Origin of the sequence: Acetobacter suratthaniensis (genome assembly GCF_017377745.1) — a bacterium.
Lineage (GTDB): Bacteria > Pseudomonadota > Alphaproteobacteria > Acetobacterales > Acetobacteraceae > Acetobacter > Acetobacter suratthaniensis.
The window spans coordinates 451808-466574 of the sequence record NZ_JAFVMG010000001.1 but is presented as its reverse complement, the minus strand read 5'-3'; the positions used below and the strand labels follow the sequence as shown (position 1 = coordinate 466574).

The window sequence follows — 14767 nt, the reverse complement described above, 5'->3', positions numbered from 1 at the left end:
GTTGTTTCATGCCTCCTGCCCCTACTTTACACACCAAGCGCCTGCTCCTGCGGCCCATGCGTTTTAGCGACTGGCCTGCTTATGCCACGTTCATGGCCTCTGAACGCAGCCACCACATGAGCGGGCCTTTTGCGGCTGACCGGGCCTGGGGCATGTTCTGCGCCGATCATGCCCAGTGGGATTTATTCGGTGTGGGCGCGCTGATGATGGAAGACCGCGCTAACGGGCATTGCCTCGGGCAGGTCGGGATCAATGCAGGCCCGTTTTTTCCCGAACATGAAATAGGCTGGCTGGTGTTCCCCCAAGCGGAAGGGCTTGGCTACGCGTTTGAGGCCGCATCCGCCCTGCGGGACTGGGCGCGCGATGTCCGCCGCCTGCCCTCGCTGGTCAGTTATATCCACATGGACAATGCACGTTCACGCACACTGGCACGCCGCCTTGGCGCACAGCATGATCTGGCCGCAACCAGCCCCGCGCAGAATACCGAGGTGTACCGGCATTTCGGCCAGCCCGCCCCCTCCTGAATACCCACCAGCAAGGCAATCCTAGGCCGCCAGCATGGCCCTGACATCTCCCAGCAGGGCATCGCGCGTGTAAGGCTTGTGCAGCACGGCAACCCCTTCGGGCAGCAGGCCAAAATCAGCATAGCCAGTTACGAACAGCACTGGCAGTTCTGGCCTGCGGGTATGGATATGCCGTGCGGCCTCGCCACCATTCATGCCGGGCATTTTCACATCCATGACCACAAGGGCTATGTCCGCATGCTGCTGTACAGCCTCCAGCGCATCCATACCGCTGGAGGATTCCAGCACCGCATAGCCCGCGCGGCGCAGGAAACCAGCCGTAACCGCCCGCACACCCGGCTCGTCATCCACCACCAGAATGATCCGCCCCTCCGCCGCAGCGGGCAGCACGCGGGCCATATCCTGCGTAACGGGGGTGGAGAGTGCGCGCGCAGGCACGCGCCCTTCTCCACTTTCCTTGACCGTATCCTGCTCCCAGTCGGCGCTGGCCGGATCATCCTGCACGGATAAAACCTTGCGCGCGGGCAAAGGGGGCTGTGCTGGCTGTTCCAGCCCTTTTCCACGCGCCATGGCAGGGAACCACAGCTCGACCGCCGTACCGCCCCCCGGAATACCCTCCACACGCACTTCACCCCCGCAATGGCTGATGAAGCTGTAGGTCATGGACAGGCCGAGCCCGTTGCCCTGCCCGACATCCTTGGTGGTAAAGAACGGCTCAAAAATACGGGCGCGCTGTTCCTCTGTCATACCCGCGCCATGATCGCGGATCTGCACCACAACCCATGCACTGGCATGCTCACCCCCCAGATGACGGCCAAGGAGCTTGTCCGCCAGACGCACACTCACCACGCAGGCACTGTCGCCCTGCGGCTGGGCCTCCAGCGCGTTCAGGCACTGATTGAGCACGGCAAGCTGGAGCTGTGTTGCGTCCGTCCACACGGGGGGCAGGGCTATATCGGGCAGTTCGAAGCTGACACGCTCCCACCCGCTGCCCGGCTTGAAGCGCTCTGCATCCAGTTCGCCCCGGATATCGTCTGGCACTTTGCCCCGCATCAGGAAATCGCGCAGGTGTTCGAGCATTTCCGCCACATCCACCTGCTGGCACACAAGGTGGCGCGGGCGGCTGAAATCAAGCAGGCGGCGGGTGAGCACAGCACCACGCCGCGCGGCCTGCATGGCGTTCTGATACAGACGCGAGGTGGCAGCCTCCTTCGGTGGTTCAAGGTCCTGCACCAGTTCGAGCGAACCCAGAATGGCCGTTAGCAGGTTATTGAAATCATGCGCGATACCACCGGCCAGCGTGCCAATGGCCTGCATTTTCTGGGCCTGCTGCAAGCGCTGCTCCAGACTGAGCAGCTCTGTCACATCACGGTCGATCAGAATGGAATAAGCCGACAGCGTATGCGCCCGCACCGGCTCGTTGCGCAGGGTGTCCAGCCGCACACGGGTCAGATCGTGCCAGCGGGACTGACCATCGGGGCCGGGCAGTTGCAGCACCTGCTGGTCACGGCCTGAAGCGACCAGATCACTCTGCGCCTGCCGCAGGCTTTCCAGCCGGGTGCCATCGACCAGATCATCTTCCTGCTGGCCAAGGCAATCCGCAACACTACGGTTGAACTCCCGCGCCATCTGCTGGTTAAGGCGAATGAAACTGCCGTTGTGATCCTTGAAACCCAGCCCGAATGGCAGGTTTTCCAGCAGGCCGCGCAGCAGCAGACGCTCACGCGCCAGTTCGTTTTCCAGCCGGTAACGATCCGCCGCCTGCCCCACCATGGACAGCAGGGTTTCATCATCCCACGGTTTGTACGCAAAAAAGGAAATCTGCCCCCGGTTGAGGGCGGCTTCCACGGCGGAAATATCGGCATAGCCGGTCAATAGAATGGCACCTGCGCCACTCAGTTCGCGGGCATGGGCAAAAAACACATCGCCCGTCATGCCCGGCATGCGCTGGTCGGAAATAATGACCGCCACATCCGGGTTCTGGCGCAAGAGGGCCAGCCCTTCCTCGCCGGAGGACGCGGCCAGCACGTGATACGCCTGATCGAGCAGGTCGGTCAGCGCCACCAGAATTTCAGGCTCGTCATCCACAACCAGAACGACAGGCCGCTCCGCTGTGTCAGGCAACGTGTTCACCGCGCCGCTCCTCTGCTGCTCTGTATGGCACCCGAATGGTAAAACAGGCGCCACCAAGGCTTTCCGATCTTGTTATGACAATACTCCCGCCGTGGGCCTGCACAACACCATACGCCGTAGCCAGACCCAGCCCCGTACCCGAACCAACGGGCTTGGTGGTAAAAAACGGCTCAAACACACGCTCCTGTAACGCATCAGGCACGCCGGGGCCGGTATCACAAATGCGCAGGACGTAATCATTGCCCTCGCCGCCCTCGCGCGGTTGCAGGCCGGACTGCAACAGAATCCGGTCTTTAACCACCGCTACCACGCCCTGTGCGCGGCGGGTCAGTGCGCGTTTTTCCAGAATGGCATCAGCAGCATTGCTGACAATGTTCATCACCACCTGATTGACCAGTGCGGCCTGACAGACAAGCTCCGGCGGGGCCTTAAGCTGGCATTCCACCTCTATTTCTTCTCCCAGCTTGGGGGCCAGCAGGGTCAGCACCATGCTAATGGCTTCTGGCACATCCAGCCGCCGGAACTCTCCCTCATCCAACCGGGAAAAACGGCGCAGGCTCACCACCAGATCCCGCAGGCGCGAAAGCCCTACGAAAGACGAGGCCAGTCGCTCGCTCCCCTTGGCCAATGCGGCCTCGGCCTGCTGCGTATCGCCCAGACGGATGGCCTGCAATGCCTGCGCCACACTGCGTTTGGCCGTGTTTTCATGCGCCAGCACAAAAGCCAGCGGGTTATTGAACTCATGGGCGATACCGGCCGCAAGTTCCCCAAGCGATGCCATTTTGGCGGACTGTACCAGCTTGGCCTGCGCGTCTATCAGCTTGCGGTTGGCGGCTGCCAGATCAGCATTCACGCGCCGCAGGGCATCGGCCAGTGCGGCACGGGCGCGCGCACTTTCCATATGGGCTTCTTCGCGCTGCACTTCATCCTGCAGGCTCTTGCGCCGCACAAGGGCTGCCACACGCGCTAAAAACAGGTCGGGGCGGATGTCGGTATCGACCAGATCATCTACGCCTGCTTCAAAGGCGACACGGATTTTTTCAGCCGAATCAGCGCTTTTTTCCACCACCCCCATCACACGCACGCACTGGCGTGTGCGCCGCCTGAACGCCGCCACCGTGCGTGCCAGCGCCAGCCCTTCAAACGCCGGGCAGGTCAAGTCCACCACCACGCAGTCCGGTGGTATGCCGCCGCCCGATCCATTGCCGGCCAGATCAAGCCTGTCCGGGTCATCCACAAGCTGGGCTTTCTGTCCGTTGCGGCGGAACATATCCACCAGCCCCCCTTCAGCAGAGGCTGCCCGATCCCGCCCACCGGGCCATGACCACAAAGCGCCGCCCGGAGCCGTTACCACGCTGACAGTCGGCTGACGGAAGGTAACCCCCTCGCGCTCGGCGGCATCAGCCCCGTATTCGCGCAGCAGGGCGCAGATACGAAACAGCAGGATAACCGGGTCATCCTCCATGCAGAAACAGGCATCCGCCCCACGATCAAGCAGTTCATGTTCCCTGCCGGGATTATGCTCGGGCATCAGCACGACAACCGGCATCCCTCGGGTTGCGGCATTCAGCCGTAGATGCTGGCACAACCGCGTAGCCGCCATATCAGGCAGGGTTTCGGGTACCACCACCAGATCGGGCAGAACGTCATCAAAACTGGAGAACACCGCCGCCGCATCGGGTACACTGCGCAAATCCAGCCCCCGCATGCTCAGAACATCGCGCAGACAGGCCATTGCCTGTGCGTTCACCCCGGCGAACATCACGGTACACGAAAGAAACTGCATGAACGACCGGAACGCTCCCCTGCGAAACCAAACATGCCAGAGAAACCCGCAAAGCCATGCGGTGTTCCTGCCAGACGACTTACCCCTACCTTAAACGCCGGAACAAAGCGCCGTCTGCTCGCGAATGCGTGAGCAGGGCGTGTTCTACCCCTTCCGGCCACCCGCCACGCCTTCCATGACGTGACACAACCACCCGCCCCCCTGTATAACAGGCTCCATAATCGCACCCCCCAAAGGAAAAACGGGTTCATGGATCAGCGCACTCCTCTTGCACCGCAGCCCCCCGCTCCCGCCCAGCATGAAGGCGGATCGACCATCCTCAGCCTTATCTGCACAGCCCTTTGGGTCATCTGCCATTTTGTCTCGGGTTTCATTCAGCAGATTGCAGAGCTTCTGGCCCCTTTCCTGCTTATTGCAGGGGTGGTTTGGGCCGCCGTTCCCAGCCTGACAGGCGCGCTAACCCGCTCTACCGCCGCCGCAGACCCGCAGGCGCGTGACGCCATCAGCAACGCAGCAGCCGCCATCCCGCACGAAATCGTGCTGGGCGGGCATGTACTCAGCGCAACCAGCCTGATTTGTGATGGCATTGGCCTGATGGCGGTGGCCGCCGCAGCCTCCACCCTGACAGCCCTTGCCGCGCGCAACATGTAAGCCCCGCCGGGCCTGAACATGACCATGGGCCATAGCGCCACCCCCAGCCCCGCACCGCATCAGGGCCAGCCCGCATGATCCATCTGGATACCGTTTCCTGGCGTCGGGCCAGAAAAGACCCCGCCCCCGTTCTCTCGCGGCTGTCTTTTTCCGTGCCGCAGGGGGGCTTCCGCTGGCTGCTTGGCCCTTCTGGGGCTGGCAAAAGCAGCCTGCTGAGCCTGCTGCATGTTGAAACCCTGCCCACATCAGGGCGAATGGTCGTGCTGGGGCAGCCAGTTAACGACGAACAGAAACGCGCCACCTTTGTCATGCTGCGCCGCCGGATTGGCATGATCCATCAGGATTTCCGCCTGATGCCGGGCCTGTCGGTCGCGGATAACATCGCCCTGCCCATGCGGTTGCAAAACCGCCCGGAAGATGAAATCCGCGATGAAATCCGCTCCATTCTCAAATGGGTCGGCCTTAGCGAATACCACGATGCCCCCGCCGAGCGCCTTTCCGGCGGAGAGCAGCAGCGCACGGCAATAGCGCGTGCCATTATCCACCGTCCCGGCCTGATACTGGCTGACGAACCAACCAATGCGCTGGAAGAAAGTCAGGCGCACCGCCTGCTGGACATGTTCGCGGAACTCAGCGCCATGGGGTCCACCGTGATTGTTGCGACCCATAACGAGGCCCTCGTGCGCCGCCTGCCCCACCCTGCACTTTTTCTCGAACGTGGCCACCTTGTAAGCGACGAGACGCCCCCCCTATGAGCCGCCGCTCCACCCGCAGGCGGGATGGCCTGTCTCTGAGCGAAACCCTACCCGATCGCGGGCTGTTCGCACTCGTGGCCATGGTTGGGTTTCTGGCGGCCCTGACACTGGCCGGGGCCTGTGGTGCCCGCGCGCTCTCTGCCCGCTGGGCCGGAGGAGCCGCACAGCTTGTCGTTATTCAGGTGCCCCAGCCGGATCAGCCTGCCCGTCAGGCTTCCGGTGGCGTGCAGGCTCCCGGCGAGCAAAGCCGGGCAGATGCCGTGCAGGCCGCACTGGTCAGCCTGCCTGCGGGCAGTATCGTGCACCGTCTTTCCGCGCAGGAATTGGGAAACCTGCTGGAGCCGTGGCTGGGCAGCGGCCTCAAAGGACAGACAGCGACAAGCCCCTCGGCCATGCCCCTACCCGCCGTCCTGCGGGTTGAGCTGCCCGATAGCACTCTCCCTCCCGCGACGCTGGAGCAGGATCTGTCGGCTGTAGCCCCCGGTGTTATTGTAGAACGCAACAGCCTGTGGAGCACACGCCTGCACGCTCTGGCCAACAGCCTGCTGGCCTGTGCGGGGCTCGCGCTCCTGAGTGTCTGTGGGGTTGCAACCCTGATTACGGGCCTGACCACCCGTGCGGGGCTGGCCTCGCGCCGTGATGTCATTACCACCCTGCACGGGCTGGGCGCCTCGGATGGTTATATTGCCGGACGCTTCGCCCGCAGAACGGCCTCGCTTGCCTTTGGGGGCGGTCTGACAGGCACGGTTCTAGCCTGTGTTCCGCTGTTTGCCCTGCTTCAGATTACAGCCCCCTTCACGGCGGAGGCGGACGGGGTTCCGGCCACCGCCACGCAGAACAGCCTGACAGGTCAGGATGCCTTCCTTGGCTCCATGCCCTCAGACCTGCTGATCGGCCTTGGATGCCTACCCCTTGCTGCCGCCCTGATCTGCTGGCTGACAACCCAGTTGATCGTGCGCCTGTGGCTGCGCCGCCTGCCCTGATGCGCCGTCTTGCCAGACTGGCCCGGGCTTTTGTGTTGCTGGGCCTGCCGTTACTGTTCCTGTGTGGCTTTGGCTGGTTCGTGCGCGATGCGCTCCAGCCTGCCGGGCCTCTGCCCCATACGGCAGGCATTGTAGCGCTTACCGGCGGGGCGGGACGGGTGGAAACATCGCTACGCCTTCTGGAACAGGGGCAGGCCCAATGGCTGCTTATTTCAGGCGTGGCCCCGCAGGCCTCCCAACAAGCGCTGCTCCTACCCCAGCAGGAAAAAACGCTCGGCAGGCGGATTACGCTGGGCTATCAGGCCCGCTCGACCATTGGTAATGCGGAAGAAACCGCCACATGGGTTGCTGACAACCATATCAGCAGCCTTGTGGTGGTTACGGCGGGCTACCATATGCGCCGCGCCATGCTGGAACTGGGCCGCACCCTGCCCGATGTCACCCTGTATGCCTGCCCGGTTACACCGCCCGCCATGCACCACCTGACACAGCTTTCAACCCTGCGGCTGTTGATGACAGAATACCTCAAATGGCTGGGGGCGCTGGCAGGCATGGCGCATAGGCCTATTACCTGACCAGCGCCCCCGGATAGGGCGATAAAGACCGAATAGCCTTACAGCGCGCCCAGAATGGCCGCGTGGTGGCGCAGGTGTTCGCACGCGAAACTCTGCACGAACCAGTAAGAGTGATCATAATCCGCATGGCGCCGCAGGGTCAGATTCTGACCTGCGGCGCGTGCTGCGTTTTCCAGATGCCACGGCTGGAGTTCGCGCTCAAGAAACTGATCCGCATCCCCCTGATCGACCAGAATGGTCGTGGGGTGGCGCAATCCGTCTTCCAGCATGCAAACTGCATCATAGGCGCGCCATGTCGCGCGGTCATCGCCCAGATAGGCGGTAAAAGCTTTTTCGCCCCATGGTACGGCGGACGGATGCACGATCGGCGCAAAAGCCGAAACCGATTTCCAGAACTCAGGATTACGCAACGCATGCACCAGCGCACCATGCCCGCCCATGGAATGGCCGGTAATGCCACGCCGTGCGCCATCCAGCGGCAGCGCCGCCTCCACCAGAGCAGGCAGTTCACGGCTGATATAGCTATCCATGCGATAATGGCGGCTCCACGGTTCCTGCGTGGCATCCAGATAGAAACCAGCCCCCGTGCCCATATCCCAATCCGTCTCTTCTCCCGGCACCCCGGCCCCTCTGGGCGAGGTATCGGGGGCGACAATGGCCAGGCCCAGCCGCGCGGCCTCGGCCAGAGCGGCCGACTTGATCAGGAACGTTTCATCCGTGCAGGTCAGCCCGGCCAGCACGTACAGAATCGGCACGCGCTTACCTTCCAGCGCTGCGGGAGGCAGAAACACGCCAAACCGCGCAGGCAGGCCCAGCACTTCGGACTGATGCTCATAAAACTGCACGCTACCACCATGGCAGCGGTGCTCTTCCCGCAGGGTCAATCCGGCGCTGGCTTGCATTGCTTAATATTCCTCCGGCATTTCACCATATGTTTTCAACAGTATCGCCCGGCTGGCATCACCAACATAAAGCTGCCATATCGGGAAACCACTGTTACTGTGTCATGTTAGAGCACGGACGGGCAATACAGCCCCGACAAGAAAGGAGACAGTCTGGATGATCGTTGACCCACGCAAGGGACTACGCATCATATACCGCGAGGTGCGCGCCATTCTCCTGCTCATGGCAGCTTGGGATTTTGTGGTGGTCATTCTTTTTCAGGTTTTCCATCAGGAATGGATGGAACAACCCAGCCTGCCGGTACCCCTGATCGGTTCGGCTCTGGCGCTGTTCATGGGCTTTCGCAGCACCAGCGCTTATTCCCGCTGGTGGGAAGGCCGTACCCTGTGGGGGAGCATCACCAACAACTGCCGCTCCTTCGGCCGACAGGCCGGCACCCTGCTGGGCGATAGGCACGACCTGATGTACGCCATTGCCGCCTACCCACATGCCCTGCGCATGGCGTTGGGCAAGCTGGATGCCAGCGAGGATATCAACCGCCTGCTACCAGCCTCCATGCGTGAGGCCATTGTCGGTTATCGCAACCAGCCCAATGCCATTCTTTACCAGATCGGACTTGGGGTTGCGGAAGAAGTCCGCAAGAAAAACATCGATGGCGCCGTGCATGGACAGATCGACCGCATCCTGTCCGATCTTGCCAATGCACAGGGCGGGCTGGAGCGTATTCGCAACACCCCCCTGCCGATGCAGTTTTCCGTATTGCCCCGCGTGCTGGTGAATATTTTCTGTATCGTGCTGCCGCTGTCCATGGTGCAGACACTCGAATGGATTACACCACTGGGTTCAAGCCTTGTAGGCTGTCTGTTCCTTGTGCTCGACAAAAGTGCAAGCGACCTGCAGGAGCCATTCGCCAACACATTGCACGCCCTGCCAATGGCCACCATGGCACGCACGATCGAAATTGACGTGCTGCAACCGACAGGAGACCCCACAGCCCCGGCGCTACAGACAGTCAACGGCGTGCAATCATAACCGCAGACCTGCTTCTATCGGCTGTTTTACAAGACAAACACGCATTTTTATGCTAAAAGGTCAGGTTATGAATACTTTCAGAGCACCTCCCAAAGGCGGCGTGACAGATGCAATGGCACGCACCGCCGCCGCCACGACCGCAGCCCAGGCAAAAACCAAGGTAAAGGACGAAGATCCCTTTCAGGAAGGCGATGCCATCGTCTACGCCGCACACGGTGTCGGTCGGGTGGACCGGATCGGGGTGGATGAAATAGCCGGAACGAAGCTGGAAGTTATCCAGATTTCCTTCCCCGGCAACCAGATGACCCTGCGTATCCCGCTGACCAAGGCCCGCAAGGCCGGGCTGCGCAAGATCGTCTCGCGCGAGATTGTAGACAAGGCCATGGCCATCATCAAAGGCAAGCCGCATGTCAGCAAGGGCATGTGGGCGCGCCGTGCGGTGGCCTATCAGGAAAAAATCAACTCGGGCGATCTGGTGCAGATTGCCGAAGTTCTGCGTGACCTGCGCCGTAATGTCGATAGCCTGGATGGCAGCTTCAGCGAACGCAAGCTGTTTGAAGCCGCTCAGGAACGCTTTGTGGCCGAAGTCGCGGTGCTGGAAAAGAAGGAACCCAACGAGGTTCTGGAATCCCTGACCGCCGTCATGAAAGCCGCCTGAACGGCTTACACAGGACGGTCAGACTGCTCAAAAAAACCGGCGGCCCAAAAGGGGTGCCGGTTTTTTTTATGTCACCCCTCTTTTGCCTGCCCGCAGGTTTCGCGCATGCGCCAACACGGATATTCTGACGCACGCCACAGCCTTTGTTCCGGGACCCACCCATGAAACCCGCCACCCCAAAACCAACCCCTCTGAGCGCTGATTTTTTACGCACCTGCCTGGCCGATATGAAAGCCGGACTGTTCTGGCAGGTACTGCCCCGGCTGGAAGCATACGGTCAGCTCCCCCTGCCCGAGAACAACCACGCGGAACAGGCCGCCATTCTTTATGCGCTCGGTCTGGCGGCAACGGGCAAGCCCGAACGGGCGGCGGATATTCTCGCCGCTGTGGCCAGCCGCCACCCCAATAGCCAGCACCCCTTGCAGGATCTGGCCGAACTGATGATAGCGCAGGATCGCAGGCCCGAAGCCCTCGCCACCGGGCAAGCCCTGCTACGCCGCACGCCCGATGATACACGCATCCATGCCACACTCGGCAGCCTACTGGTGCAGACCGGCCAGCATGATGCCGCCATCAGCCTGCTCAAACAGGCCGTAGCCCTCGCACCTGAAGCAACGCCTGCACGTAGTCTGCTGGCCATGGCCCTGACTGAACAGGGCAACATGCAGGCTGCGCTGGAATGCCTGCATCCCCTACCCTCGCCCCCTGCCGAACGCGCGGCCATGCTGGTCAATATCGGCACGATCCTGACAGGTCAGGGGCAGATGGAAAAAGCCCTCCGTCATTTTGATGAAGCCATTGCCCTCCGCCCGGATGATGCGCGTTTTCACTTCAACCGCTCCGTAGCCCTATTAAAAGCTGGGCAATACGATACGGGCTGGCAGGCCCATGAATGGCGACATGCCCTGCCGGGTCACACGGCGCTGCCGGACAATGCCACCCTGCCCCCCCTGAAAGACGCGGAGCGGCTTGATGGCCAGCGCGTATTGCTCGTGCATGAGGAGGGACTGGGCGATACGCTGATGTACCTGCGCTATGTGCCAGCACTCGCGCAACGCGGTGCGCAGGTGCACCTACTGGTGCCACCAGCCCTGAGCCAGCTCTGCCAAAGGGTGCAGGGCGTCCATAGCGTACATGTCATGCGGGACGATGCCCCCGCTCTCCCCAGCTTTGACAGCTATTGCGGCTTTATCAGCCTGCCGCGCCTTTTCCAGCACACACAGACACCGTGGGGCGCGCCCGTGCCCTACCTGCACGCCAATACTGCAAAAACACAGACAATGGCGGCCCTGCTTCCCTCTGGCAAAGCTCTGCGGGTCGGGCTGGTCTGGGGTGGAGCGCCACGCAACCACACACTCGCCGCCCATATTGTGGACAGACGGCGCTCACTCCCCCTGAGCGCTCTGGAACCGCTGGGCCGCCTGCCGGGGGTTGCGCTTATCAGCCTGCAAAAAGGCCCCTATGCCGAACAGATGACAGACCCGCCCGAAGACATGCGCCTGTACGATCCGACAGAAGCCCTGCACAGCATGGATGATACCGCCGCCCTGATCATGGGGCTGGATGTGGTTGTCAGTGTGGATACATCTGTTGCCCATCTGGCGGGCGGTCTGGGCAAACCGGTGCTACTGATGGATCGCTATGATAACTGCTGGCGCTGGCTGCATGGACGCGACGATACGCCGTGGTATCCGAACCTGCGCATCATCCGCCAGACCACCCCGAGACAATGGGCGGATGTTATCAGCCGCGTGGCGCAGTCACTCACAGCCATGGCACGCACACGCCGCTAATGGCCTCCCTGATATGATCGTCTATCCGGATGAAACGCTCTCCAGTCCTCGCCGGAGCAGGCCCGGCATTATGCCGGAAGCTGTTTGGCCGTCAGCCTTACACCTGCCCTGATATAGCTGATGAGGGCTGACTGGATAAAAAGGTAAAAACATACCCAACCAGCAAGCCCACCAGAATAAGGCCAAATGTGCCGGCCAACAGGATCAGCCAGAAAATAATCCCCATAAAAAGTGTTCTTTTTTCAAGCGCTCTCTTTTTGGGATCAACAAGAGATGATGTGCGGTTTCATAACCTCGATCAGACAGAGACAGATGAATTCTCCATCATCTGCCTCTCCCATCTGATTTTACCAATACCCTGCGGATATACGGCAAGAACTTCCTATAAACCGCGCCAATAGGTAGCCATCTATCGTTCAGTTCAAAAAAGTCAGGTTCGGCTCTTCATAATCATGACACCGAACCTGATAGGCAGCCTTCTTACGTAGGATCAGGCGCCGCCAGCAGGCGCTTTGACCGCGCTACTCGCAGGGGCCACGCGTGGGGCAACATTGGTGGGTGCGGTAGCGATCATACGCGCATCCGCCCCACTGCCAATCACTTCAAACACGGCCAGAGCCCGCCTTACCCGCCCATCAGGCAGCAGCACAAACGCGCCATCCACCCCTTGAAAACCGGCTGGACGGGTGAGCAGTTTGGGCGGGAAATCCTTGGCGCCCTCATCCGTCAGGGTACGGATAGCCCCTGCCGCATCGTAAGTCAGATCAACCAGCGGCTTGGGTGCGTGCTGATACTGCGCGGAAAAACGCGCCACAAAACCCTGCCGTGCTGACGGGTTGGGGGCTGCATACCATGCGCCACGGATCGGCCCGAGCTTGCTGGCAAAAGCCGCCCACAGGCCCGGCCCCATAATCCGCACTGCCGGTAGGCTAACCTGCATATCGTTCAATGCGGTCATAACGGTTTTCAGCGGAAGCCCGGTATCTCCCAGCAGCAAGGCATCGAACGGCAGCGATGGGGGAGCAATGCTCTGCCCCGAAGCACTCATGCCCGCCACACCATTGCTGACATTCCCCCCCGGCACACTCGCCGGGGCGCTGGCGGCTTCATTCCCTGCCTGCCCCAATGCCGTGGCCAGATCGGCAGGCAGCGGTTGGGCCTGCGTATCCGGCGCCGCCCCTGCCACACCGGCAGGGAGCGAGGCGCCATTGCTGTTGATGCCGCTGAGTTGTTTAAGCGCATCCGTAACACTGTCAGGCGCGCTGGAATGATAACTGATGACAGGCTCCGCCAGCCCCTGATCGCGGCAGGCAACCTGCAAGCCATTGCCCATTGCCCGGCCCAGAGGGTTATCAGGCAGCAAAGCCGCGAACCGCTTGCGCCCTTCCTGCCGGGCCTGCTCCACCAGACGCTGCACCTGATCTTCAGGAGTGATCCCCATCACCCATATACCGGGGCGGGCCTGCGTAACATCGCTGGTCAGGGCCAGAACCGGCACCCGGCCTGCCTGTGCGGCCGGGGCGGCCTCTGCCGTATCCCCACTGGTCAGCGGCCCGATCAGGACACTGTCGCCCGCACGCACAGCGGCCGCGGCAGCCTCTGCCGCGCCACCGGGTGCGGCTGTATCGTGGGCATCCACCTTCAGTTGCACGCCGGGGGTTCCCTGCACGGGCTGCATGGCCAAGGCCATTTCTGCCCCGGCCAGCAATTCACGCCCCAAAGGCGCATTGGCCCCGCTCAGGGGCAATAGAACACCAACGCTGCGGGTCGCTGCTGGCTTTTGAGCTTCAGGCACGCTGGCAGGGCCAGCACCCGGCCCGGAAGACTGCTGCGCACACCCGGCCAGCAGAAGCCCGCCCAGCCCAAGAGCAGCAAGACCGCGCCCTTTTGGCGCATATGTGGCATAAGCCACCGAGATTCTGGCCATTCCGGCCTTGCTCGGGGGGGCATTTGCCGCCAGAGCTTGAGCACAAAGCCCTGACAGGAGCGAATATGCGCGCGTCATCATCCACATCATCCTTTACCGCCAGCCAGCCTGATGAGCCGCCGCATGACAAGACTGATCCATTGCATACTGAAGCAGAAGCGCCAAGTCATGTGCCTTCTTCCAGCAGTGTACCCCCCGCAACGCTGGTGCTGGTGGCAACGCCTATCGGCAATCTGGGGGACTTCAGCCCTCGCGGGGCCGAAGCTCTGGCCTCGGCTGAACTCGTGCTGTGCGAAGATACGCGCACAACCGCGCGGCTTTTAACCGATCGCGGGATCAGTGCGCGCACGGAGGCCCTGCACGAACATAACGAGCGCCAGCGTGTGCCAGCCCTTGTGGCCCGCCTGCAGGCCGGAGCCCGGATTGCACTGGTTTCAGATGCGGGCATGCCCCTGCTGTCCGACCCCGGCTACCGGCTGGTACGCGCAGCCATAGAAGCTGGCATTACAGTAACCGCCGTACCCGGCCCCAATGCGGCTCTGACAGCCCTTGTACTGTCGGGCCTGCCGCCTTATCCGTTCCTGTTCGCGGGTTTTCCGCCGCCACGCTCCGCTGCCCGTCGCGAAGCCTTTGCCCGCCTGCATGCGGCTGAGCGCGCCGGTCTGGGGGCTACCCTGATCTGGCATGAAGCCCCGCACCGGTTGGCCGATACCCTACACGATATGGCAGCCGTGTTCGGGCCGGAGCGGCCCGCCGCCGTAGCGCGGGAACTGACAAAAAGATTTGAGGAAATACGCCGGGGCAGCGTGTCAGAACTGGCAGCCTTCTATACAGAAACAGCCCCCCGTGGCGAAATCACCCTGCTGCTTGGCCCTGCCCCGGAAGAAAGCGCTAGCGCGGATGATCTGGACACAACACTGAAAACCCTGCTGGCAACACATTCGGTCAAGGATGCCGCGGCACTAGCCGCCGCAGCCGCTGGCCTGCCCAAGCGGATTGTTTATGCCCGCGCACTGGAACTGGCCAGCCAGCCCAAAAACTAGCCCG

13 protein-coding genes are annotated in these 14767 nt (G+C 61.9%); 9 read left to right on the top strand and 4 right to left on the bottom strand.

All coding sequences use genetic code 11. The annotated features are described in order from the left end of the window. Positions 1 to 8: 8 nt before the first annotated feature. Positions 9 to 524, top strand: a complete 516-nt coding sequence (locus J2D75_RS02195) for a GNAT family N-acetyltransferase (RefSeq protein WP_207852270.1) — start codon at positions 9 to 11, stop codon at positions 522 to 524. A gap of 21 nt (positions 525 to 545) precedes the next feature. On the opposite strand, the gene J2D75_RS02185 is transcribed toward J2D75_RS02195, so the two are convergent. Continuing rightward, positions 546 to 2657: a response regulator gene (locus J2D75_RS02185; RefSeq protein ID WP_265782632.1), complete on the bottom strand. Its 2112-nt coding sequence runs from the start codon at positions 2655 to 2657 to the stop codon at positions 546 to 548. After that, on the bottom strand, positions 2641 to 4443 hold the full coding sequence (locus tag J2D75_RS02180) for an ATP-binding response regulator (protein ID WP_207852268.1): 1803 nt from the start codon (positions 4441 to 4443) through the stop codon (positions 2641 to 2643). Before J2D75_RS02180 ends, J2D75_RS02185 begins: the two co-directional genes overlap by 17 nt. Before the next feature lie 249 nt (positions 4444 to 4692). On the opposite strand from J2D75_RS02180, the gene J2D75_RS02175 reads away from it, so the two are divergent. From J2D75_RS02175 to J2D75_RS02160, 4 genes are all read left to right on the top strand, one after another. After that, positions 4693 to 5094: a hypothetical protein gene (locus J2D75_RS02175; protein ID WP_207852266.1), complete on the top strand. Its 402-nt coding sequence runs from the start codon at positions 4693 to 4695 to the stop codon at positions 5092 to 5094. A gap of 74 nt (positions 5095 to 5168) precedes the next feature. After that, a complete protein-coding gene (locus J2D75_RS02170; protein ID WP_207852265.1) occupies positions 5169 to 5849 on the top strand; it encodes a cell division ATP-binding protein FtsE in 681 nt (226 codons plus the stop codon). Beyond that, positions 5846 to 6832 carry a cell division protein FtsX gene (locus J2D75_RS02165; protein WP_207852263.1) on the top strand — a complete coding sequence of 329 codons (987 nt, stop codon included), beginning with the start codon at positions 5846 to 5848 and terminating at the stop codon, positions 6830 to 6832. The genes J2D75_RS02170 and J2D75_RS02165 overlap by 4 nt, the downstream gene beginning before the upstream one ends. Continuing rightward, positions 6832 to 7407 (top strand): YdcF family protein, encoded by a 576-nt coding sequence (locus J2D75_RS02160; RefSeq protein WP_207852826.1) that lies wholly within the window; start codon positions 6832 to 6834, stop codon positions 7405 to 7407. The genes J2D75_RS02165 and J2D75_RS02160 overlap by 1 nt, the downstream gene beginning before the upstream one ends. A gap of 38 nt (positions 7408 to 7445) precedes the next feature. Here the strand turns inward: J2D75_RS02160 and fghA are convergent, their stop codons facing one another. Then, on the bottom strand, positions 7446 to 8309 hold the full coding sequence (gene fghA / locus J2D75_RS02155) for an S-formylglutathione hydrolase (RefSeq protein ID WP_207852261.1): 864 nt from the start codon (positions 8307 to 8309) through the stop codon (positions 7446 to 7448). Positions 8310 to 8466: 157 nt separating this feature from the next. Between fghA and J2D75_RS02150 the strand changes: the two genes are divergently transcribed. The 3 genes from J2D75_RS02150 to J2D75_RS02140 all read left to right on the top strand — a co-directional run bounded on the left by J2D75_RS02150 (position 8467) and on the right by J2D75_RS02140 (position 11793). Then, positions 8467 to 9342 carry a bestrophin family protein gene (locus tag J2D75_RS02150; RefSeq protein ID WP_207852259.1) on the top strand — a complete coding sequence of 292 codons (876 nt, stop codon included), beginning with the start codon at positions 8467 to 8469 and terminating at the stop codon, positions 9340 to 9342. Between the two features lie 67 nt (positions 9343 to 9409). Next, complete coding sequence (locus tag J2D75_RS02145; protein WP_025860368.1) at positions 9410 to 10000, top strand: CarD family transcriptional regulator; 591 nt, start codon at positions 9410 to 9412, stop codon at positions 9998 to 10000. 161 nt (positions 10001 to 10161) lie between these two features. Next, positions 10162 to 11793, top strand: coding sequence for a tetratricopeptide repeat protein (locus J2D75_RS02140; protein ID WP_207852257.1), 1632 nt, complete (start codon positions 10162 to 10164; stop codon positions 11791 to 11793). A 490-nt stretch (positions 11794 to 12283) separates the two neighbouring features. Here the strand turns inward: J2D75_RS02140 and J2D75_RS02135 are convergent, their stop codons facing one another. Beyond that, positions 12284 to 13801, bottom strand: coding sequence for a penicillin-binding protein activator (locus tag J2D75_RS02135; protein WP_243428389.1), 1518 nt, complete (start codon positions 13799 to 13801; stop codon positions 12284 to 12286). Here J2D75_RS02135 and rsmI point away from each other — a divergent pair. Then, complete coding sequence (rsmI, locus tag J2D75_RS02130; protein WP_207852255.1) at positions 13786 to 14763, top strand: 16S rRNA (cytidine(1402)-2'-O)-methyltransferase; 978 nt, start codon at positions 13786 to 13788, stop codon at positions 14761 to 14763. The genes J2D75_RS02135 and rsmI overlap by 16 nt on opposite strands. Positions 14764 to 14767 lie beyond the last annotated feature (4 nt).